This window comes from Rhodobacter sp. NTK016B (assembly GCF_017303295.1).
Classification (GTDB): domain Bacteria; phylum Pseudomonadota; class Alphaproteobacteria; order Rhodobacterales; family Rhodobacteraceae; genus Pararhodobacter.
In genome coordinates, this window is sequence record NZ_JAFKOK010000002.1 from 258,055 (window position 1) to 278,144 (window position 20,090).

At 65.5% G+C, this 20,090-nt stretch carries 22 protein-coding genes and 1 tRNA gene; 11 read left to right on the plus strand and 12 right to left on the minus strand.

What is annotated here, in order from left to right:
- Nucleotides 1-89 precede the first annotated feature (89 nt).
- Nucleotides 90-566: a hypothetical protein gene (locus tag JI664_RS03615; protein ID WP_207012353.1), complete on the minus strand. Its 477-nt coding sequence runs from the start codon at nucleotides 564-566 to the stop codon at nucleotides 90-92.
- Nucleotides 567-763: 197 nt separating this feature from the next.
- Here JI664_RS03615 and JI664_RS03620 point away from each other — a divergent pair, with 197 nt between their 5' ends.
- A complete protein-coding gene (locus tag JI664_RS03620) occupies nucleotides 764-1,219 on the plus strand; it encodes a hypothetical protein (protein ID WP_207012354.1) in 456 nt (151 codons plus the stop codon).
- Between the two features lie 17 nt (nucleotides 1,220-1,236).
- Here JI664_RS03620 and JI664_RS03625 read toward each other — a convergent pair whose 3' ends face one another.
- Nucleotides 1,237-1,536 (minus strand): hypothetical protein, encoded by a 300-nt coding sequence (locus tag JI664_RS03625; protein WP_207012355.1) that lies wholly within the window; start codon nucleotides 1,534-1,536, stop codon nucleotides 1,237-1,239.
- Nucleotides 1,537-1,596: 60 nt separating this feature from the next.
- Here JI664_RS03625 and JI664_RS03630 point away from each other — a divergent pair, with 60 nt between their 5' ends.
- The 8 genes from JI664_RS03630 to JI664_RS03660 all read left to right on the plus strand — a co-directional run bounded on the left by JI664_RS03630 (nucleotide 1,597) and on the right by JI664_RS03660 (nucleotide 5,405).
- The gene (locus tag JI664_RS03630) at nucleotides 1,597-1,908 is read left to right on the plus strand and encodes a helix-turn-helix domain-containing protein (RefSeq protein ID WP_207012356.1); all 312 of its coding nucleotides are present in this window, start codon (nucleotides 1,597-1,599) and stop codon (nucleotides 1,906-1,908) included.
- 198 nt (nucleotides 1,909-2,106) lie between these two features.
- Entirely contained in the window at nucleotides 2,107-2,493 is a 387-nt protein-coding gene (locus tag JI664_RS03635) for a hypothetical protein (protein ID WP_207012357.1), read from the plus strand.
- A 139-nt stretch (nucleotides 2,494-2,632) separates the two neighbouring features.
- Nucleotides 2,633-3,280 carry a hypothetical protein gene (locus JI664_RS03640; RefSeq protein ID WP_207012358.1) on the plus strand — a complete coding sequence of 216 codons (648 nt, stop codon included), beginning with the start codon at nucleotides 2,633-2,635 and terminating at the stop codon, nucleotides 3,278-3,280.
- A gap of 33 nt (nucleotides 3,281-3,313) precedes the next feature.
- Nucleotides 3,314-3,439, plus strand: coding sequence for a hypothetical protein (locus JI664_RS23870; protein ID WP_286173809.1), 126 nt, complete (start codon nucleotides 3,314-3,316; stop codon nucleotides 3,437-3,439).
- 2 nt (nucleotides 3,440-3,441) lie between these two features.
- Entirely contained in the window at nucleotides 3,442-3,732 is a 291-nt protein-coding gene (locus JI664_RS03645) for a DUF2312 domain-containing protein (protein WP_286173810.1), read from the plus strand.
- Between the two features lie 59 nt (nucleotides 3,733-3,791).
- Nucleotides 3,792-4,172: a hypothetical protein gene (locus tag JI664_RS03650; protein WP_207012359.1), complete on the plus strand. Its 381-nt coding sequence runs from the start codon at nucleotides 3,792-3,794 to the stop codon at nucleotides 4,170-4,172.
- A complete protein-coding gene (locus JI664_RS03655) occupies nucleotides 4,169-4,360 on the plus strand; it encodes a hypothetical protein (protein WP_207012360.1) in 192 nt (63 codons plus the stop codon). The genes JI664_RS03650 and JI664_RS03655 overlap by 4 nt, the downstream gene beginning before the upstream one ends.
- Nucleotides 4,353-5,405, plus strand: a complete 1,053-nt coding sequence (locus JI664_RS03660; RefSeq protein ID WP_349768680.1) for a site-specific integrase — start codon at nucleotides 4,353-4,355, stop codon at nucleotides 5,403-5,405. Before JI664_RS03655 ends, JI664_RS03660 begins: the two co-directional genes overlap by 8 nt.
- Nucleotides 5,406-5,490: 85 nt before the next feature.
- Here the strand turns inward: JI664_RS03660 and JI664_RS03665 are convergent.
- A tRNA-Met gene (locus JI664_RS03665) sits at nucleotides 5,491-5,567 on the minus strand.
- Between the two features lie 180 nt (nucleotides 5,568-5,747).
- Here JI664_RS03665 and selD point away from each other — a divergent pair.
- Complete coding sequence (selD, locus tag JI664_RS03670; protein WP_207012362.1) at nucleotides 5,748-7,907, plus strand: selenide, water dikinase SelD; 2,160 nt, start codon at nucleotides 5,748-5,750, stop codon at nucleotides 7,905-7,907.
- Here selD and JI664_RS03675 read toward each other — a convergent pair.
- Nucleotides 7,904-8,365, minus strand: a complete 462-nt coding sequence (locus JI664_RS03675) for an Lrp/AsnC family transcriptional regulator (RefSeq protein ID WP_207012363.1) — start codon at nucleotides 8,363-8,365, stop codon at nucleotides 7,904-7,906. The genes selD and JI664_RS03675 overlap by 4 nt on opposite strands.
- Before the next feature lie 113 nt (nucleotides 8,366-8,478).
- Here JI664_RS03675 and JI664_RS03680 point away from each other — a divergent pair, with 113 nt between their 5' ends.
- The gene (locus JI664_RS03680; protein WP_286173813.1) at nucleotides 8,479-9,948 is read left to right on the plus strand and encodes an aminotransferase class V-fold PLP-dependent enzyme; all 1,470 of its coding nucleotides are present in this window, start codon (nucleotides 8,479-8,481) and stop codon (nucleotides 9,946-9,948) included.
- Nucleotides 9,949-10,041: 93 nt separating this feature from the next.
- Here the strand turns inward: JI664_RS03680 and JI664_RS03685 are convergent, their stop codons facing one another.
- The 8 genes from JI664_RS03685 to JI664_RS03720 all read right to left on the minus strand — a co-directional run bounded on the left by JI664_RS03685 (nucleotide 10,042) and on the right by JI664_RS03720 (nucleotide 20,024).
- Complete coding sequence (locus JI664_RS03685; protein WP_207012364.1) at nucleotides 10,042-10,740, minus strand: GntR family transcriptional regulator; 699 nt, start codon at nucleotides 10,738-10,740, stop codon at nucleotides 10,042-10,044.
- A gap of 3 nt (nucleotides 10,741-10,743) precedes the next feature.
- Nucleotides 10,744-11,967, minus strand: coding sequence for a M24 family metallopeptidase (locus JI664_RS03690; RefSeq protein ID WP_207012365.1), 1,224 nt, complete (start codon nucleotides 11,965-11,967; stop codon nucleotides 10,744-10,746).
- Between the two features lie 8 nt (nucleotides 11,968-11,975).
- On the minus strand, nucleotides 11,976-13,940 hold the full coding sequence (locus JI664_RS03695; protein WP_207012366.1) for a hydantoinase B/oxoprolinase family protein: 1,965 nt from the start codon (nucleotides 13,938-13,940) through the stop codon (nucleotides 11,976-11,978).
- The gene (locus JI664_RS03700) at nucleotides 13,937-16,021 is read right to left on the minus strand and encodes a hydantoinase/oxoprolinase family protein (RefSeq protein ID WP_207012367.1); all 2,085 of its coding nucleotides are present in this window, start codon (nucleotides 16,019-16,021) and stop codon (nucleotides 13,937-13,939) included. The genes JI664_RS03695 and JI664_RS03700 overlap by 4 nt, the downstream gene beginning before the upstream one ends.
- On the minus strand, nucleotides 16,021-16,842 hold the full coding sequence (locus tag JI664_RS03705) for an ABC transporter permease (protein ID WP_207012368.1): 822 nt from the start codon (nucleotides 16,840-16,842) through the stop codon (nucleotides 16,021-16,023). The genes JI664_RS03700 and JI664_RS03705 overlap by 1 nt, the downstream gene beginning before the upstream one ends.
- 1 nt (nucleotide 16,843) lies before the next feature.
- Complete coding sequence (locus JI664_RS03710; protein ID WP_207012369.1) at nucleotides 16,844-17,731, minus strand: ABC transporter permease; 888 nt, start codon at nucleotides 17,729-17,731, stop codon at nucleotides 16,844-16,846.
- Nucleotides 17,728-18,804 carry an ABC transporter ATP-binding protein gene (locus JI664_RS03715; protein WP_207012370.1) on the minus strand — a complete coding sequence of 359 codons (1,077 nt, stop codon included), beginning with the start codon at nucleotides 18,802-18,804 and terminating at the stop codon, nucleotides 17,728-17,730. The genes JI664_RS03710 and JI664_RS03715 overlap by 4 nt, the downstream gene beginning before the upstream one ends.
- Nucleotides 18,805-18,938: 134 nt before the next feature.
- Nucleotides 18,939-20,024, minus strand: coding sequence for an ABC transporter substrate-binding protein (locus JI664_RS03720; protein ID WP_207012371.1), 1,086 nt, complete (start codon nucleotides 20,022-20,024; stop codon nucleotides 18,939-18,941).
- Nucleotides 20,025-20,090 lie beyond the last annotated feature (66 nt).

Consider the following 20,090-nt stretch of genomic DNA (forward strand, 5'->3'; position numbering starts at 1 on the left):
GCAGACGGCCAAGGGCAAGCGCCCCGGCCCGGCAACCCGGCAAGGCAACAGGATAGCCCTGCCGGAAGTCTGACCGAAGGAACCCGGCATCACGCGCGCCCCTCGGCCTTTGCCACCATCGCCGCGCGAAGGCGCGAGGCGGCGGCGATCATTTCGTCAATTTCCTTGATTTGCGCGGCGGCTTCGGCGGCGGTGTACCCGGCCGGGTTTTCGCTGGCGTCCGAATGCGCTTCGGCGTGCTTTTGCAGCACGTCCGAAAACTCGCGCGTGAGGGCGTGAATATCCCCGCTCAGCGGCCCGCCGAGGTCCACAGGCTGGAAGAACCCGCCCGCCAGCGCCGCGAAATGCTGCGCCACGGGCAACGCGGCGGCGGCTTCGATCCGGCCGAGGCGGTCGAGATAATTCACCCCCAGCCCGCCAGGGCGATCCTCGCGCAGCTCAGTGCCATAAGACAGCACTGACAGGGACACGCCCAGATCGGCGGCGACGGCTTCCAGACCGCCCGCGCCTTTATACGCGGCCCCGATCGCCGCCTGTATCGTGCCGGGCCTCACCCTGCGCGCCATTGAGTGACCTCCTGTGAATTGTAACGAGCGCGCGAAGCGGATTCGTGCGATTTCGCGTGATGGGGCGCCGCGCGAAGGGCATTGCTTGGGAATGGGAAATCACTTGCCACACCACGAACCACACACGCACCGCTTGCAAAGCTTGGACCTCCCCGCCACCGTGGGCGGAACGTTCGGGCAGCTTGCAGGAGGAATGCGTGGCGAATTTGGGAGTGATGGCAGCAATGGTGACGATGCTCGCCGCCACCGCCGCGCAGGCGCAAGGCAGCTTTATTTCCTTCGACAGCCGGGAAGTGCGGTCCTACTGCAATACGCTGCGCGGCCCCGGAGCTGGGGCAGACCGTTGTGTCGAGCGCTACCGTGCCGACTTCGACAGTGCACGCAACCTTGCGTATCCCGACGGCGAGCATACGCAGATGATCATCTACCCCGCCCTTACGGCGTGCCATCGCACGCACTTCCCCGAGTGGGACCGCATCCGGTATTGCGCCGAACGTCAGGCCGCGCCTGCCTATCGCTTGAACGCGATGGCGGAGTCGGGAACCGAAGCCGAAAGGGACTTCGTCAACGCCTGCCTGACTCAGTACCCCGAAGAGTTGCGGGATGCCGAGAGTTGCGTGCGCACCCTGTTGCGCATCGCCGAACAAGACTGAGGAGCTGGGCAGCTTCATCAGGCAACCCTTTCCCGCACATCCGAGAAGGTCACGGCCGGGGCAGAATGCAGTGCGACGACCAGATCCGCAGTCACTTCGACAAAACCGAGGCTGCGGGCCGCGTCGATAAGGCACTTGTGGTAGCGCGCCGGAATAGTCCCAGCCTGCGCCCATTTATGCACCCTCGATTCACTGACACCGATTGCACCGCTCAAGGCGCGGCGAGAGGGCCAAAGCCCGATCAGCTCGCGCACGCTCGACGGGATAGTGGGGGCATCCTCTGACATGGCAAGATTGATAATGGAGAAAATCTCCATTCGTCAAGATGGGAAAAACTCCAATGGAGAATCTCTCCAAATAGCCCAAGAGTGCGGAATATGAAAAAGCTCGCCGCGTCCCTCATCGAAAGACGGTCTCACCCCGTTCAGGTTGCCCCTCGCATCTTCGCGATACGCGAGCACCTCGGGCTGCCGAAGGCCCAGTTCGCGGACGCCATTGGCGTTGACCGAAGCTCGCTCACCAAGATCGAGAAAGGCAGTGCGGGCTTGGATATAGCAGTAGCTGAAAGAATTTCCGCGCTTTATGGGGTTGGGCTTGATTTCATCTATCGCGGCGATCTCGATGACCTGCCAACCGACTGGCGGCCCAGCATCTTGAGCTTAATGCACGGCCATCGCACCAACCCGTAGGCGGTCGCGATGCGGCAGCGGGTAAGTCTGGCAACCACCAGCACAACCATATCGGTAAACTTGTAAGGCATCGACTCGCCCTCCCCGCGAGACGTTGCCAAGGCAAGCAAGTTGTGTAAATAGATTTTTTCTCCACTTTATGTTTGACAGTGGAGAAATTCTCCACAATTCTCGCCTCACACAACCAGAGGCGAGGCCATGACCACACGCACCGACCTTCCCAAGATCCGCGCGGAATTTCGCGCCACCCTAACCGCGCTCGACAATGCGCTGACCCGTGCCGCCGATCAGCGGTTCGCCGTGATCGACGCGCACGCTTACGTCGTCGTGGACGCCATCGGCCCGATGACCTTCGATCTGGCCGAGGTCGCCAAGGGCAAAGCCTTTGCCACCGCGACCGGGCACGGCGCGGCGCATCGTGCCAACCGCTTCACCCGCACCGATGCCGATCGACTCGCCCGCGCCACCCGTGCCCGCGCGATGCACTGGAAGGATGCGGCGCGCGCTCAGGCCGAAAAGCTACGCCAAACGCTCGCCATCCTCGACGACCTGCCCGCTGGCCCGCTCGAAGGGGAAATCGCATGAGCGGCGCGAACCCCATCCCCGCCATCATCGCTGACGAGGCTACGCGCGCGGCGTGGATCGCGTGGCGCGTACGCTTGCACAGAAAGCGCCTCCGCATCGCCGCGCAGGCGCCCTTCCGGTCGGGCCGGGGGGCCGCGTGATGATCCAGTTTCAGGGCCTTCACGGCGTCCCGCTTGCCGCCCCGCAATGCCTGCGCCTCGCGCGCGACATTGGCCTCGAACCGCGCCGCTCGCGGGTCTCGGCCGAGGTCGATCCCGCCGCCCTAGAGCGCCGCCTGTCTCGCAATGCACTGCGCATCCTTCACGCGCTTTCGCATCGCGACCACCCGGTCGATATGGACACGCTCTTGGCGGCGATGCGCATCGCCCCGCCGCCCCGTGCCCGAGCGTCCGATTGCCTGTCTCGCATGGTGCACAACGGCTTCGCCCGCGCGATCGCCACCACCAACGGGCGCAGCATGTGGATTATCACAGCGACCGGCCAAGCGCGCATCGAGCGTGACGCCCAGACTGTATCCCCCGAGGCCGCGTGCCATGCGGTTGCGCAGATCAACGCATCGCCCGTCTTCGCATCACAGCGCTGGTGGCCCGCTGAGACGAAGGCGCAGTTGCGCCGCCCGGCGACCATGACCTCGGTCTGCGAATACCTGTTCGCGAGCCGGAGCGACGCCGCGCAGTCCGCCGTTGCCGCTGCCCTCGACCAGCTTGCCGCAAGCGGTGACCTCATTTCCGCACCGTGGGAACGCCGAGGCAGGGCCTCGACCATCTACTGGACGCCCGACGCGTAAGCGCGGGCGGCACATTTTCAGAAAGGAGAGAGAATGCCTTCCAACTTCATTCTTGAGGCCGTCGCCGTGTTCTCGCTGGCGCTGCTTGGCGGGTTCGGTGCGGGCCTCGGCTTCTATGTCGCGCGCTGGATCGCCCGCGACACTATCGCGAGGGGCTGATCATGTCCCAGACGATGAAGGAAACCGCTGAGGACGTCGCCGTCCGCGAGCGCGTGCATCAGGTCACCGGGCAACAGATCCGCGCCTATATCGAGCGCGCCGAACAGCTCGAACAGGAAAAGGCGGCGATCGGCGACGACCTGAAAGCGGTTTTCGCCGAGGCCAAATCCCAAGGCTACGACCCGAAGATCCTGCGCCGCCTGATCGCGGATCGCCGCCGGAATGCCGACGACGTGCAATCCGAGCAAGCCTCGCTCGACCTATACCGCGACGCGCTCGAACAAGCCGCCTGACGCCTTTTTCTGCCCCCGCGCACCGGGGGCAGCGATGGACGTCAGGGAAAGGACACACCATGCCGAAAGATACGGTCCCGCCGGGCAAGCCCCGCCGCCACCCGCGCACGCGCCACGACGCGCGCCTGCTCTGCGCGCTCGATTGCGGCAAGCCGCCCGACCTTTGCGAATGCCTATCCGAAATGCTCAGCGACCGGGGCATGACCGCTCACGGCGCTGCGGTGTCTGTCACCAGCGATACCAAGACAGAAGAAGCGACGCGTTCACGCGGCAACCTGGGCGATGAAGGCCCGGAAATTTGTGGCATCCGCCGCGCACAAGGGGCGCAGGAACGGGGCAGCGCGCCCGTGCCCGCCTTCACGGCAAATGCACCCGGCACGCCCGCGAAACGCCTCTGGCGCGCCATCGTGCGCGCTCTGACCGGAGGCACGAAGGAATGACCGCCCGCGCCATGTTTCACAAACGCGATTTGACCCGAGCTTGGGAAACCGCACAGGCTTGCGGTCTCAACATCGCGCGGACCGAGATCGGAACAGACGGAAGCATCGTCATCGTCCATGATAGCCCCGCCGAGAAAGGCACCGAACCGAAATCGGCCTATGACGAATGGAGGGCGAAACGTGGTTAAGGTCAATCTTGAGGGCGTTGCAAAGGTACGCGCGAAGCTGGCCGACGGAACGCGGCGAACATACTATTATGCATGGCGCGGCGGCCCCCGCCTTCCGGGAGAACCGGGCAGCGCCGAGTTCATGGAAGCACTGCAAGCCGCACGCGGGCAGAAGCCCAAGCACCACGCGGGCACCCTAACAAGCCTCTTGATTGATTATCAGGAAAGCCCCCGCTTCACCGATTTGGCAGAGGCCACGCGGCGCGATTACATCCGCCACATTCGTGCAATTGAAACCGAGTTCGGCGACATGCCGATCGCCGCGTTATCCGATTCTCGCGTCCGTGGCGACTTCCTCAATTGGCGCGACCAGCGCGCACAGACCAGCCGTCGGCAAGCCGACTATGCGATCACCGTGTTGTCGCTAATCTTAGCATGGGCCGAGGATCGCGGGCACGCACCCGCCAACCCGCTCAAACGACCGGGACGCACGTACCGAGCAAACCGCGCAGACTCGATTTGGACCTATGACGATGAAGCAGCGTTCCAAGCGGCGGCATCGCCCCAACTCGCGCTGGCGCAGATTCTCGCGGCTGAAACCGGGCAGAGGCAAGGCGACCTTTTGCGCCTGACTTGGGCTGCTTATGACGGCACGTCGATCCGGCTCAAACAATCCAAGCGGGGGCGCCGCGTTGTCGTGCCCTGCACCACTCGATTGCGCACCGTATTGGACGCGGCCAAGGCCAAGCGCGGAAACGCCGTGACTATCCTGACCACGTCACGCGGAACCGCATGGACGTCGAGCGGCTTTCGGGCAAGTTGGGCCAAGGTCAAATGCGATCTTGCGGGCCTGACTTTCCACGACCTGCGGGGAACCGCCGTCACGCGCTTGGCCGAAGCGGGCAGTTCGACGCCAGAGATCGCGACCATCACCGGGCACAGCCTCAAAGAAGTCGATGCGATCCTCGACACGCACTATTTGAGCCGCAACCGCACGCTTGCGGAATCGGCGATTGCAAAGCTCGACCGACACCGGGCAGAGGCCGAGAAAAAGGCCAAAAAGTGAACGCTCTTGCAAAATGGCCTGCAAAACGGTCTATGCGCGTCAAACGACCCGCGACAGGAAAAGCAACAATTTCATGGCTTTAAGGTGGTAGCGGAGGAGGGACTTGAACCCCCGACACGCGGATTATGATTCCGCTGCTCTAACCAACTGAGCTACTCCGCCCCGATGCCGATCGGTCGGGGCGCGGCCCCGGTGGCTGGCGGCTTCCTAGGCCAGCCCTCGGACAGCGTCAAGAGGGAAATCCACCCGAAACCGCCCCCGGTTGAAAACCCGGTGGCGGCGCTTTGCCGTCTCGCCTGCGCGGGGTTCTGCCGCTACATCTGAGGGAAGACCGGAGGTGCCATGCAGACCCTGCCCCAGACCCGAGACCTCGTGCTGATCGGCGGCGGCCATGCGCATGCGCTGGTGTTGCTCAAATGGGCGATGAAGCCTCTGGCCGGGGCGCGGCTGACGCTGATCGACCCCAATCCGACTGCACCCTATACCGGCATGTTGCCGGGCCTGATCGCCGGACATTTTGACCGCGCGGCGCTTGAGATGGATCTGGTCGCGCTGGCCCGGCATGCCGGGGCGCGGTTGATTCTGGGGCGCGCGGCGGGGATCTACACACAGGCGCGGCACGTCACGGTGCCGGGCCGTCCGCCGGTGGCCTATGACGTGCTCTCGGTCGATCTGGGCATCACCTCGGACCTGCCGTCGCTGCCCGGCTTCATGGACCATGCCGTCGCTGCGAAACCCCTCGCCGCCTATGCCGCGCGCTGGGAGACCTTCGTGCGATCGGCCCCCTCCGCGCCGCATGTCACCGTGCTGGGCGCCGGGGTTGGCGGAGTCGAGCTGGCGCTGGCGATGCAGCACCGGTTGCCGTCGGCCAAGATCACCGTGATCGAACACTCGGTCGCGCTGCCGCATATGGGCCGGCGGGCGCGGGCGCGGCTGCTGGCGCTGTTGTCGGAACGCGGCATCGCGCTGATCGAGCAATGCGAGGCCGTTCGGGTCGAGAAGGACGCCGTTCTGTTGTCGGACGGCCGCAGCCTGCGCTCGGATTTCACGCTGGGCGCGGCCGGAAGCCGCCCGCAGGACTGGCTGACCGGGACCGGGCTGGCGCTGCACGACGGCTATGTGACGGTCGATCCGACGCTGCGTTCGGTCTCGCATCCCGAGATCTTCGCGGTCGGCGATTGCGCGCATATGTCGGAGAGCCCGCGCCCCAAGGCCGGCGTCTTTGCCGTACGGCAGGCGCCCTATCTGTACCACAACCTGCGCGCGGCCTTGTCCGGCGGGGCGATGCGCCGCTACCGGCCGCAGCGCGACTACCTCAAGCTGATCTCGCTGGGTGGCAAGTCCGCGCTGGCCGACAAATGGGGGCTGCCGCTGGCCGGGCGGGCCATGTGGCAGCTGAAAACGCGTATCGACCGCAAATTCATGCGGATGTTCCACGCGCTGCCCGAGATGGAAATCGCCCCCCTGCCCCGCCTCCATGCGCAGGGTCTGGCCGAGCTTGTGGGCGACAAACCCCTGTGCGGCGGCTGCGGCGCCAAGGTCGGCCCCGATGCGTTGCGCCATGCGCTGGCCGCCCTGCCGCAGACCTCGGCTCTGGAAAAGGGCGTGGGAGACGATGCGGCGGTGTTGACGATCAACGGCGCGCGGCAGGTGATTGCGACCGACCATCTGCGCGCGGTGACGGACGATCCGTGGCTGATGGCGAAGATCGCAAGCGTGCATGCGTTGGGGGATGTCTGGGCGATGGGGGCCACGCCGCAGGCAGCGCTGGCCATGCTCATCCTGCCGCGCCTGTCCGAACCGCTGCAAGCGCGGACGCTGGCCGAAATCATGGCCGGGATGACCGAGGTGCTGCGGGACGCTGGCGCCGATCTGGCGGGTGGGCACACGACGCAAGGGGCCGAACTGACGATCGGGCTTACCGTCACCGGCATGGTCGGGGCGCGGGTGCTGACCAAGGGCGGCGGGCAACCGGGCGACGCGTTGGTGCTGACCAAGCCCATCGGCTCGGGCACGCTGCTGGCCGCCGAGATGCAGAAAAAGGCGCCGGGCCGGGCGATTGCCGCGCTCTGGCCGTTCCTGACGCAGCCGCAGGGGCGAGCTTCGGCGATCCTGTCGGGCCATGCACGCGCGATGACGGATGTGACGGGCTTCGGGCTGGCCGGGCATCTGGACGAGATGCTGCGCGCAAGCGGGCTGGGGGCTGAGATCGCGCTTGATGCAATTCCGCTCTTCGAGGGCGCGCTGGCGATGGCCGAGGCGGGCGTCACCTCGACCATCATGCCCGCGAACCGAGCCGCGCTGCTGGGCCGAATTGCCGCGCCGACCAGCGCGCAAGCAGGTCTGCTGTTCGACCCGCAGACAGCGGGGGGCCTTCTGGCCGCAGTGCCAGAGGATTGTGTCGCCGCGCTGCTCGACGAATTGGGCGATGCAGGCTACCGCGCTGCCTGCATCGGGCATCTGCGCGACACTGACGACAGCCCGGCGCTGCGCGTGGTTTAAAGCGGAATCGGTCGATCCTCGATCATCGCTTCCATGGCGAAATACGAGGTGACGGCCTCAAGCTCGAGCTTCTCGGTCACGCGCTGATAGACCCGGTCGAACCCGGCGATATCGGGGGTGACGATCTTCAGCATGTAATCGAAGTCGCCGCTGATCCGATACAGGCTGACCACTTCGGGGATCGATTCCAGATGCGTGCGGAAACTGCGCAGCCACTCCGCCGAATGCCGCCGCGTCTTGACCATCGAGAACACGACCAGCGAGGCACCCGCCGCTTCGCGGTCCAGCCGCGCGGCATAGCCCTTGATCACGCCGCTGGCCTCAAGCGCCTTCAGCCGCCGCCAGAGCGCGTTTTGCGACAGGCCGACATCTTCGGCCAACGCCCGTTGCGAGCGCGAGGATTCGATCTGCAGCTCGCGCAAGATGCGCCGGTCCATTTCATCGAGTTTATGTGCCATATTTCGATCATATGACCCAATTCACTACTCATCAAGCGGGAATACTGTGAACACTTTGCACCAAAAGCGTGAGATTGATTTCCCAAAGACCACCACCCCGCGAGAGAGCTCCGATGCCCAAGGATATGACCGCCCAGCCCGCCCCCCTGTTCGACCGCTTTGCCCAGACTCTGGCCCAGTCTCTGGCAGAAGCGGGCGGGGTCGACGCGATCCGCGCGGGCCTGATCGGCGAGGGGCAGGAGATCGTCACGCCCTTCGGCACCAAGACGCTGACCTATGCCGATTACACCGCGTCGGGCCGGGCGCTGATGCAGATCGAGCAACTGGTCCTGACCGAGATCCTCCCGATCTATTCCAACAGCCATACCGAAGCCTCGCATTGCGGTAAGCAGATCACCCGGATGCGCGCCGCTGCCCGCGCTGTCGTGGCGCGCGAAACCGGTGCGGATGCGGGCTGTCACGTGATCTTCGGCGGATCGGGCGCGACCGCGGGTCTGAACCGGCTGGTGGCGCTGGCCGATATTCCGGGCCGCGTCGCGCGGGGCGAGGATGTGCGCGTGATCCATGGCCCCTACGAACACCATTCAAACCTGCTGCCGTGGCGCGAAAGCGGCGCCAAGGTGACCGAGATCCCGCGCGCCCCGGCGGGGGGCGTGGATCTGGACGCGCTGGCCGAGGCGCTGGCGCAGACCAAAGGCGCCGATCTGGTGATCGGGACGTTCTCGGCCGCGTCCAACGTCACGGGCGAGATCACCGATGTGCAGGCGGTGACCCGGATGCTGAAACAGGCGGGCGCGCTGTCGGTCTGGGACTATGCCTGCGCCGGACCCTATCTGCCGATGCGGATGGTCGAGGATGGGGTGCAGAAGGATGCGATCGTCTTCTCGCCGCATAAATTCGTGGGCGGGCCGGGGGCCAGCGGCGTGCTGGTCGTGCGCGACACGCTGGTTTGCCGCGATACGCCGACCCAGCCGGGCGGCGGCACGGTGCAATTCACCTCGCCCTGGACCGAGGTCTACGCGACCCGCGTCGAGGCACGCGAAGAAGCAGGCACGCCGAACGTGCTGGGCGATATCCGCGCGGCGCTGGCGCTGGAAGTGAAGCGCGTCGTCGGTACCGAGGCGATCGAGGCCCGCGAGCATGAGCTTCGCGCCCGAGCGCTGGCGGCTTGGGCCGATCTGCCGGGCTTGCGGTTGCTTTCCCCCGGCGGCGAGACACCCGCCCTGCCGATCTTCTCGTTCCAGATCCATGGCGAGCACGGCCACATCCATCCGCAGCTTGTCACGCGGATGCTGTCGGATGTGCACGGCGTTCAGGCGCGCGGCGGTTGCGCCTGCGCCGGGCCTTTTGCGCACCGGCTTCTGGGCATCGACCGCGCGGCGTCCGAGGCTTTGCAGGCCCGGCTGGCGGCGGGCGAAGAGATGGCGAAACCGGGCTGGACGCGGCTCAATCTGGGCTGGTGCCACGATGATGCGCAGGCTGACCAAATCATCGGGGCGGTGCGCGATATCGTGCTGCGCGCGGATGCGCTGGCGCCGCTCTACACGGTCGATCCGGCAACGGCGCGCTGGCGCGCGGCCTGACCCGAAACCGGCGGGCCGGATCAGATCCGGCCCGCCGTCACCCGGGTTCCGCCCCCCCCCTGAGGGTGCCGTTTTCCCAACCCTGGCTTTCCGTCAACCCTGCCCGCTGCGGCGCATGTAGATCATCGCGTAGCCGTCGCGGATCGCCTCGGTGATCTGTTCCAGCCGCCCGTCGATATGCGTCTGCAACAGGTCCCGTGCCTTGGCGGCATCGCCCGACGCGACCGCTTCGAGGATTTCCAGATGCTCGCCCTGCGTATGGCGACGGCGCCCGCGCTCCATATTGACCCAGCGCACGAAGCGGATACGGGCGTTGATATCCTTGAGAACATGCAGCATCTCGGCATTGCCCGACAGCGCGGCGAGACGCTCGTGGAAGCCTTCGTCCAACCGCACAAGGTCGTAGACGCTGCGCGTGGGATCGTCGCGGCGGCTGATTTCCAGAAATCCCCGGATCTCTTCGATCGCTTCGGGCGTTGCACGCTCGACCGCGAGTTCGGCCAGCATCATCTCGAGCCGCTGGCGCATCTCGTAGAGATCGAACACCTCTTTCACTTCGAGATTGCGGCGGAAGAATCCCTTGCCGGCGGTGAAGGTCAGGAAGCCGTCCGCGACAAGCCGGTTGAGCGCCTCGCGCAGCGGCGTGCGGCTCACGCCGAACCGCTTGGACAGCTCGACTTCGTTGATCCGGTCGCCCGGCAACAGGTCGAAGCGGATCGCCTGTTCGCGCAGGTCTTCATAAACCCGTTCCACACTGCTCAGCGGCGGCGCGTCTTCCCCACGCGGTGCCATGACCTAGACCCTCGCTTTAAGGAAATCGCGGGGCAGCGTGGTAAATCGCCGATGGCCGTCTTTTGTAATCACGAAACACTCCTCCACCTGAAACCCGCCGAGGCCCCGCACGTAAAGCGGCGTCTCCAGCGCAATCACCATGCCCGGTTCCAAAGACCGTGTCTCGACCGGAGACAGATACGGCCCCTGCTCGCCCATTCCGAGACCCATCGTATGCCCGATATGCCCCCGCGTGTACCACCCAAGGCCCGCTGCGCGCACCGCGTCCTGCCCGGCATGGAAAACGTCGCACATGGGCGTGCCGGGCACCAGAAGCGGAATTGCCGCATCCATGCCCGCGCAGACAGCATCCATGATACGCCGCGCTTCCGGGCCGGGCGCGCCGAAGGTCAGCGTGCGCCCGGTATCCGAGCCGTAGCCATGGATCGAGACCGCGCAGTCAAAGAAGACAAGCTCTTCGCCGGTAACGCGCGGCCCGCCCGCGATGACGGGCGACACCGCCCCGCCGATCGAGGCCGTGACGCGGGTGCCGTTGAAACCGCTGTCGGGATTGCCCCCCAGCGCATCGGTGACGGCCGCATCGTAGATCTGCTTGAGCCCGACGGTATCGAGCCCCCTGAGCGGCGCATCCGCGACCGCGAGAAGCCCGATCTCGGCCAGCCGCGTGGCCTCGACCATGCAGGCGATTTCCCAGTCAGTCTTGTAGAGCCGCAGGTCGGTGAAGACGCCCGCCGCCTCGGAAAACCGGGCCTTAGGCAGGGCCTCGGTCAGCAATGCGAAAGCCTGCGCGCTGACGGCGTTCATCTCGATCCCGATCCGCCCGGCATCGAGTCCCCGCTCGGCCAGCGCCTGTGCAAGGCTGCGCATGTTGGCTCCCAGATCGAAACGCGGGCTGGGCTTGGACGTGATCCCGGCCGTGCCTGCGCGGATCTCCTGCAAATCGCCGATCTCGATCCAGATCGGATAGGTCTGGATGGCGCCCAACTGGTTGTCGACCTTCGCAGCATCCTCGACCCAGCTTGCGATCAGGATCATCGGTTCCAGCGCGGGATCGGCGGGGATCAGCGCGACCGAGCCGCCGGGATTGTCGAAATAATTCGCAAATCCGGTGACATAGCGAAAGTTCGCCCCGCCCCAGGCAAGGATCGCATCCATGCCGGCGGCCTGCATGAGCGCACGCAGGCGGTCCATGTCGCAGGGATACTGGGCGGGGGATACCTTTGTCATCGCGGGCCTCAATACAGGGTGTCGATCAGCGCATCGATGCGCGCGCGATCGGGCGGATTGCCCGCGCGGGTCTCGGTCAGGATTGCCGCTTCCAGCGGCCCGCGCAGCGTGTCGCGCTGCGGTGCGGACCGGTCAAGAAGCGCCGCGATCATCGCCGCCTGCACGTCTTCGGGCCAGTCCCGCTCGAACGCGGCGCGCTTGGCACCCATATCGGTGCCGGTCGCGGCTTCGTGCCCCTGACGCAGCGCCTCGGTCGCGGCGTCGTCCACCGCGCTGTCGGCGATCACGACGCCGTAGAATGCCTGCGCCGCCTCGGGCGAGACATAACCCTGCATGACATCGGCCAGCACCTGCGCGGGCGGACGCTGGAACGGATCGCCATAGCCGCCACCGGTGGGCGAAACGAATTCGACCCGGTCACCGCGTTTCAGCTCGACAAGGTCGATCTGGCCCAGATCGCGCGCGCCGTCGCTGCCGGGGTTCAGCACAACCTGCGTATTCGCGCCTGCCTTGCCGCCATGACTGCCCCAGGCGTTGAACTGGAACCGCTCAAGCCCGCGCGCGGTCAGGGCGGTGCCGTCCTGCAGGTTGCGCATCCGGAACCGGATTCCCGCCCCGCCCCGCAGCCGCCCGGCGGCGGCGCTGTCGGTAGCGTAACCGTATTCCTCGACGATGAGCGGCATTTCGGCTTCGAGCACTTCGTTGGGTACGTTGCGCAGCCAGCCGCCGGTAAAGGATGTGCCATCGACGCCATCCTGTGCGGGGCGCCCGCCCGATCCGCCGGTCAGCGGCTGCGCCACGGTGATCCGGCGCTTGCCGGTTTCCATGTCCATGTTCGACACCAGCACGATGGCAATCGCCCCGGCCGAAGCCGCAGGCGTCGCTTCGGGCAAAGCCTGTGCGAGACAGGCCATGATGCAATCCATCACCCGGATAAAAGTCGCGGCGCGCACGCCATAAGCGCGACCCGGATCCGGGTTCAGGATCGTGCCCTGCGGGATCGTCATCTTCATCGGGCGGGTAAGGCCCGAATTATATGGGATCTCGGGGTCGAGCGTGCGGAAATAGTTCAGCATCGCCAAGGACATCATGTAATGCCCCGGCTGCCCATAGGTGGGCAGGTTGAAGGCCGCGCGCACCTGCAGGTCCGAACCCGTGAAATCGAGCAGGATCTCGTCGCCCCTGACCTCCATCGTCAGGGCGATGCGGATCGGGCGGTCGACGCCGACCTCGATCTCCATGTAATCGGACGCCGAATAGCGCCCGTCGGGGATCGTCGCGATGATCTTGCGCGCGCGCTCTTCGGCGCTGGACAGAAGGTCGGCGATACCGTCGCGCACCGCGGCGCGGCCATAGCGGACAGCCAGTTCCTTGACCCGCCGCTCGGCGGTGGTGAGCGAGGCCAGCTCGGCCTTGATGTCGCCCCAGTTCTGGTCGGGGATGCGGCAATTCAGCAAGATCAGCCTTACCACATCGTCATTCATCACGCCCGCCTTGATCAGCTTTAGCGGCGGGATGCGCAGGCCCTCTTCCCAGACATCGCGCGCGACCGGCGTGATCGAGCCCAGAACACGCCCGCCCACATCCGAGGAATGGATGAAGTTGAAGGCAAAGGCGATGATCTCGCCCTCGATGAAAATCGGCCGCCAGACCCAGATATCGGGCAGGTGCGTGGACAGGCCGCGCGTAGTGTCGGGATCGTTGGCGATACAGACATCGCCCTCTTCGTAGTGATCGAAGGCACCGATGGCTTCCCAGCCGGGCAGCCCCACCATAAGGCTGACGGCGGCCTCGGTCGGCGCAGCCAGAACCTCGCCCGTGGGCGCGACGAGGCAGGCGCCGAAATCGCCGGTTTCTTTCACGAAGACGGTGAAGCCGGTGCGCAGGGTAACGCTGGCCATTTCCTCGACAATCGCCTGAAAGCGGTTGCGGAAGATTTCCAGTTGAACGGGGCTGGTCTTGATCGGGCTCATGCGCTGGCCTCCGCGATGCTGTACTCCGCCGCGCCGGTAACGCCGCGCAAGCGTCCGACGAGATTGCCGAACGCGTCCACCTCGGCGGTGAAATCGCCGGGCAGGTAGATGGTGGTATCGGGCGCCTCGATCACGGCGGGGCCGTCGATGACATGACCGGCCTTCAGCGTGGCGCGGTCGTAGAAGGCTGCATCGACCTCGACGCCATCTTCGATCAGCGGGGCTTTCAGGCGCGGTTGCGGGCGGTCGCCCGGCGTCGCTTCGGCGATCCTCGGCACCGCATCGACGCGCGGGATCAGGCCCAGCACGGTGACGCGGGCATTGGTGATCTCGACCAGCGCATCGGGGTCGGAAAAGCCGTAGATCCGCTCATAGGCGGCATGGAACGCGGTGAGCAGCGTGTCGATGGACACCGCCGCGCCCTCGGGCAGCGGTACGGTCAGATCGAAGCTTTGACCGTGATAGCGCATATCCGCCGAGCGCTGCTGCTCGACCGCAGTGATCCGCTCGGGCTGCGTTTCGAGCCATGCGTGACCCTCGGCAACCAGCGCGTCCCAGGCGTTGGTCAGCGCGGCGGCATCGGCATGGGCGGGCAAAGTGCGGATGAAATCCTGCCGCAGGTCCGCCCCCAGACTGCCCTGCGCGCAAAGTGTCCCGGGCGAGGCAGGCACCAGCACCGCGTCGACGCCCACTTCGCGCGCCAGAAGGAACGCGTGCTGCGCCCCCGCCCCGCCATAAGCAAGAAGCTTGAAGTCGCGTGGATCGAGCCCCTTGCGTGCCATGAGCGGCATGAACTGCGCGAACATGTTGGCCGTGGTCACGTCGAGGATCCCCTGCGCGACCTCGGCGGTGCTCAGCCCCATCGGTCCGCCGATGGTCTGCAAGGCGGCTTCGGCCTTGGCGCGATCCAGCCGCAGCCCGCCGCCCAGCACGCGGTCAGGGGCATAGAGACCGATGCGGACATAGGCGTCGGTGACGGTGGGTTTCTCACCGCCGTGACCGTAAGCGGCGGGGCCGGGCATCGCGCCTGCGCTGTGCGGGCCGACCTTCAGGATGCCCGAGGCATCGAGCCACGCGATGGACCCGCCGCCCGCGCCGATGGACGAGATATCGACGGCGGGCATGATCAGCGGGAAATCCCCGATCCGGCTTTCGGTGGAATAGAGCACATCGCCGTCGATGATCGCCACATCGACCGAGGTGCCGCCCATATCAAAGCCGATGAGCTTGTCGTAACCGCCCGAGCGTCCCACCATCAGCGCGCCCATCGCCCCTGACGCCGGGCCTGACAGCAGCGTTTCGACCGGCGCCTCAGCGGCGCTGGCGGCGGCCATGATGCCGCCATTCGACTTGGTGGTCATCAGCCGCGCGGTCAGCCCGGCCTCGGCCATATCGTCGTGCAGCCGGGCATAATAATGCTTCATCCGGTCGCCGATATGGGCATTGATCGCCGTCACCAGCCCGCGTTCGTATTCGCGCTGCTGGGGCCAGACCTCGTGGCTGGCGCAGACATAGGTGCTGGGGAAGACTTTTCGCAGATGGGCTGCAAGCGCGGCCTCATGCGCGGGGTTGCGATAGGAATGCAGGAAAACGATGGCCAGCGTCGTTGCGCCCGCTTCAAGCAGGTCACGCGCGGCGGCCTCGGCCGCGTCCAGATCGAGCGGGGTGATGACCCGGCCATCCACGCCCAGCCGCTCGTCGATCTCGCGCACATCGTGGCGGGCGATCAGCGGCTTGATGCGCTCGACATAGTAATTGGTCGGATCGGGCAGACGCAGACGACCGATTTCCAGCACGTCGCGAAAACCCTTGGTGACCAGAAGCCCCGCGCGGTCGCCGTTGCGTTGCAACAGCGTGTTCAGCCCCAGCGTGGTGCCATGCACGAAATAGCCGATCTGCGCGGCGGGAATGCCGTGTTCCTCTTCGAGAATCCGCACGCCATTACGCACCGCCTGCGCCGGGTCCGAGGGAACCGAGGGCGTCTTGAAGGACAGCGTCTCGCCGGTGGTTTCGTCTACCACGAACAGATCGGTGAACGTGCCACCGATATCGATGCCGAGGCGGTAGTGTTTATCGCTCATCAATGTCTCCCCGACCCCATCATTTTCATCAGCGCGTTGCCCCGGACCACGAAGGGCACGATCAGGATCACGACGAAGGTGAAGACGATCAGCAGCGTGGACAGGGCGGCCAGCGTGGGGTCCTGGTATTGTTCAAGGAACAGGTACATCTCGACCGGCAAGGTGTTCACATCGGGCCGGACTATGAAGATGGTGGTTTCCACCTCGTCGAACGAGGTGATGAAGGCGAAGATCCCCGAGACCAGCAGCGCGCCCTTGAGCTGCGGCAACACCGCAAGGCGGAAGGCCTGCAGCGGGCTTGCGCCCAGATCACGGGCGGCTTCCTCGACGATGGGATCGACCTCGCCGAAACTGGCGGTGAGGATCGCCACGACGAAAGGCAGCATCAGGATCGAATGCGCCAGCACGACGCCCGCGAAACTGCCGTAGAGCGGCCGTGCCAGCACGATGAACAGCACGAACAGTGCGAAACCGATGGCCACGCGCGGCACGACCAGCGGCGCGAACAGCACCGCGCGGAACGCAGCAAGGCCCCTCATGCGGATGCGCGCCAGCGCATAGGCGATGGGGGTGCCAAGGATCAGCACCAGAAGCGTCGACAGCACACCCACCTGCAACGAATTCCACGCGCCGCGCCGGAAAGCGGGATTATCCAGCACCCGGCGATACCAGTCCAGCGTGAAGCCTTCGGGCGGCCAAGCGCTGAATTGCGAGGCGTTGAAGCTGTTGATTACGACGATCAGGATCGGCGACAGCATGAAGACGATGACAAGGATCAGCACCGCCCGCAGCGTCCAGAATTTCAGTCTGGATTCGGGCATCTCAGCTCTCCCTCGCGGCATGGGTGGCCCGGTTGACGCGTTCGAGCACGAACAGCACCGCCAAAGCCGTGACCAGCAGCACGATGGCCTGAACGGCGGCCATGCCCCATTCGATCATGCCGATATTCTCGTAGACGAGCTGCGACAGCGTCAGCACGCGCCCGCCGCCCAGCAGGCTGGGCGTGACAAAGGCCGACGCGGACAGCGCGAAGATGATCTCGGCGGCGACGATGACACCGGGCAGCGTGAGCGGCAGGGTCACGCGGCGAAACACCGTCCAGCCCGACGCGCCCAGATCCAGCGCGGCCTCGCGATAAACGGACGGCACCTGCGTCATGTTGTTGAGGATCGGCAGCACCGCATAGGGCAGCACGACATGGACGATGGCGATGATCACGCCGGTCTCGTTGAAAACCAGCCGGATCGGGTCGATGCCGAACAGCATGCCGAGCGTCTGATTGACGAAACCGTTATCAGACAGCAACAGCAGCCAGCCATAGGCGCGGCTCACCATGCTCATCAAGAGCGGCGAGAACAGCGCCACATAGCCGAAAGCCAGAAAGGCGCGGCTTTTCACCCGCATCAGCGCGGCGGCGACCGGATAGGCGAGCGCCACGGCGATGAGGGTCGAGATCGCGGCGATGCGGACGCTGTTCCACAGCACCGACCAGTTGAAGCCATCGGATGCGAAATCCATCCACAGCGACAGGCCCATGCCCATCCCGTTGGCGTCGCGCAGGTTCAGCGAATAGGTGCCCAGCATCACCATCGCGCCGAAAAAGGGCAGCACGATCAGAAAGAAACCCGGCCCGATCAGCAGCGCGAGACGCACCCAGCGCGGCAGGGTGCGGCCGGGCGCCACGAGGGACGAGGCGGCAACACCGCTCATTCCATGTCCTCCGCGACCGAGGTCTGACGGATCTGCACGGCAGCATCGGGCGCCCAGCCGATGCGAGCGCTGTCGCCCTGCCCCAGCGGCGCGCGGTCGGCCAGAGCCTGCACCATCAGCGTGCGGTCGGTGGCGGTCTTCATGCGGTAGAGCACCGTCGACCCCATGAACTCGGCCTCGGTCACGGTGGCGTCGATCCCCTCGGCGCCGGGTGCGCGGATCTCGATCCGTTCGGGGCGCAGCGACAGCAGGGCCGTGTCGCCGGTTTTCAAACCGTCCACCGGGATCGACAGCGTCTGGCCGTCCACGGCCAGCGCGGCGCTCGGGCCGTCGATGCTGTCGACGCGCGTTTCGATCAGGTTGGTGCGCCCGATGAACGAGGCCACGAAGCTGGTCGCGGGTTTGAGATACATCTCGGCGGGCGTGCCGATCTGCTCGATCTTGCCGCCATTCATCACCGCCAGCCGGTCGGACATCGACAATGCCTCGGCCTGATTGTGGGTGACGTAGATGAAGGTCGTGCCGGTCGCCTTCTGAATGCGCCGCAGCTCGCGCTGCAGGTGAAGCTGCAGCTTCAGGTCCAGGGCGCCGAGCGGTTCGTCCAGCAGCAGCACGGCGGGCTCGTTGACCAGCGCGCGAGCAATCGCCACCCGCTGCTGCTGGCCGCCCGATAGCTGCGACACCGCGCGTTTCTCGAACCCCGTCAGGCTGACGACATCGAGGATATCGCCCACCTTGCGCTTGATCTCGGCCCCCGGCAGCCGCTTCAGGCGCAGACCGAAGGCCACGTTTTCAAACACGTCGAGATGCGGAAACAGCGCCATTTTCTGAAACACGAGGTTCGTCGGCCGCTTGTTGATCGGCACGTCGTTCATGCGCTGGCCCCGGATCATCACGTCGCCCGATGTCGGCGTCTCAAGCCCCGCGATCATCCGCAAAGTGGTGGTCTTGCCGCAACCCGACGGGCCGAGAAGCGAAAAGAACTCGCCGTTCTCGACATTGAGATCGACATTGCTGACGACGCGGTCGGATCCGAAAACCTTGTCGACGGCGGTAAGAACGATATCGGCCATGAGCCATCCCGTGTTTGGGGCCCGCCCTCGTGGCGGCGCCGGATCAGCGCGCCACGAAGACGGGACACGCGGCCCGGATCTGGTACAAGGAGAGAGTGAAAACCAGCCCGGACCGCGTTTCTGTTGCACTCAGATCAGAGATTCGCCTTCACGCGGCGGTTCCACATCCGGGACCATTCCGGGCCATTGGCGGCGATCTTTGCGTAATCCAGCTTCTGCGCATTGGTGATGGCCTCGGGCGAGATCGCCGGGTCGGCGGCCATGTCCTCGGGCAGATCGACATTGTCCATCAGTGGCACGACATAGGCGGTCTGGCAGTAATCCAGCACGTTCTCAGGCTCGAGCGATTTGCTGACGAGATCGTAGCAGACATCGAGCTGCGCCTCGGTCGAGCCGTTGACGATCTGGAAGCCCTCGGGGAAGGCGACCTGCCCCTCTTTCGGCACCGCGTAATTGACGGGCGCGCCGCCATTGCGCCACGGCAGCGCGACACCGCGGAAATGCGGCATCACCACGACCTCGCCCGAGACCAGAAGTTGCTGCGCCTGACTGTTCGAGGTGAAGAGCGAATGGATCTGACCATCGCGCGCGGCCTGTTCATAGATCGCCATCGCCGGTTCGATATCGTCTTCCGAACCGCCATTGATCAGCGCGGTCGAAACCAGCCCGTTGCCCGGCCAGAAACCGTCGAACATCGCCACCTTGCCGCGCAAAGCCGGATCGAACAGGATCTCCCAGCTGTCGGGGGCCTCGTCGAAGTAATCGGTGTTGTAGACTAGCCCGCAGACATCCATGCAGAAGAACGCGCCAAGGTCGTTTTCCTGACGGTAATCGGGCAGGATATTCGCCATGGCGGGCACGTTGTCGGGCGTAATCGGCAGCCACATATCGACCAGCTTGCCGCGCTCGGTGGCGTCCATGTTGAAGAAGCCCAGATTCAGCAACGGGTCCTCGGGGTCGATATCGCGGCTGGCCTGAAGCTGCGGGAAGGTCGCGCCATTGGTCCCGGCGATCATGTCGATCGACACATGCGGATTGGCGGCGACGTATTCCTCGGCGATCCGGCGCGGGACGGGTTCCTGCGCGCCGGTCCAGATGAACTGGGTGACCGAGACGTTCTGCTGCGCGCGGGCAAGGCCCGGCAGGGTGCTGGCCAGGCCCAGCCCGGCGGTTCCGGCAAGGAAATGCCGGCGGTTCATCTGAAACTTGGATTGGGACATCCCTGTCACTCCTTGATCGGGGGCCTTGATCGGGGGCGAGGCCCAAGGGTTGGATCGGGCCGGGGT

Bases quoted from the DNA above. Each gene is read 5' to 3' on its own strand.
- JI664_RS03615 (WP_207012353.1), bottom strand. From the start codon at position 566: ATGGCGCGCAGGGTGAGGCCCGGCACGATACAGGCGGCGATCGGGGCC.
- JI664_RS03625 (WP_207012355.1), bottom strand. From the start codon at position 1,536: ATGGAGATTTTCTCCATTATCAATCTTGCCATGTCAGAGGATGCCCCC.
- JI664_RS03630 (WP_207012356.1), top strand. From the start codon at position 1,597: ATGAAAAAGCTCGCCGCGTCCCTCATCGAAAGACGGTCTCACCCCGTT.
- JI664_RS03635 (WP_207012357.1), top strand. From the start codon at position 2,107: ATGACCACACGCACCGACCTTCCCAAGATCCGCGCGGAATTTCGCGCC.
- JI664_RS03640 (WP_207012358.1), top strand. From the start codon at position 2,633: ATGATCCAGTTTCAGGGCCTTCACGGCGTCCCGCTTGCCGCCCCGCAA.
- JI664_RS23870 (WP_286173809.1), top strand. From the start codon at position 3,314: ATGCCTTCCAACTTCATTCTTGAGGCCGTCGCCGTGTTCTCGCTGGCG.
- JI664_RS03645 (WP_286173810.1), top strand. From the start codon at position 3,442: ATGTCCCAGACGATGAAGGAAACCGCTGAGGACGTCGCCGTCCGCGAG.
- JI664_RS03650 (WP_207012359.1), top strand. From the start codon at position 3,792: ATGCCGAAAGATACGGTCCCGCCGGGCAAGCCCCGCCGCCACCCGCGC.
- JI664_RS03655 (WP_207012360.1), top strand. From the start codon at position 4,169: ATGACCGCCCGCGCCATGTTTCACAAACGCGATTTGACCCGAGCTTGG.
- selD (WP_207012362.1), top strand. From the start codon at position 5,748: ATGCAGACCCTGCCCCAGACCCGAGACCTCGTGCTGATCGGCGGCGGC.
- JI664_RS03675 (WP_207012363.1), bottom strand. From the start codon at position 8,365: ATGGCACATAAACTCGATGAAATGGACCGGCGCATCTTGCGCGAGCTG.
- JI664_RS03680 (WP_286173813.1), top strand. From the start codon at position 8,479: ATGCCCAAGGATATGACCGCCCAGCCCGCCCCCCTGTTCGACCGCTTT.
- JI664_RS03685 (WP_207012364.1), bottom strand. From the start codon at position 10,740: ATGGCACCGCGTGGGGAAGACGCGCCGCCGCTGAGCAGTGTGGAACGG.
- JI664_RS03690 (WP_207012365.1), bottom strand. From the start codon at position 11,967: ATGACAAAGGTATCCCCCGCCCAGTATCCCTGCGACATGGACCGCCTG.
- JI664_RS03695 (WP_207012366.1), bottom strand. From the start codon at position 13,940: ATGAGCCCGATCAAGACCAGCCCCGTTCAACTGGAAATCTTCCGCAAC.
- JI664_RS03700 (WP_207012367.1), bottom strand. From the start codon at position 16,021: ATGAGCGATAAACACTACCGCCTCGGCATCGATATCGGTGGCACGTTC.
- JI664_RS03705 (WP_207012368.1), bottom strand. From the start codon at position 16,842: ATGCCCGAATCCAGACTGAAATTCTGGACGCTGCGGGCGGTGCTGATC.
- JI664_RS03710 (WP_207012369.1), bottom strand. From the start codon at position 17,731: ATGAGCGGTGTTGCCGCCTCGTCCCTCGTGGCGCCCGGCCGCACCCTG.
- JI664_RS03715 (WP_207012370.1), bottom strand. From the start codon at position 18,804: ATGGCCGATATCGTTCTTACCGCCGTCGACAAGGTTTTCGGATCCGAC.
- JI664_RS03720 (WP_207012371.1), bottom strand. From the start codon at position 20,024: ATGTCCCAATCCAAGTTTCAGATGAACCGCCGGCATTTCCTTGCCGGA.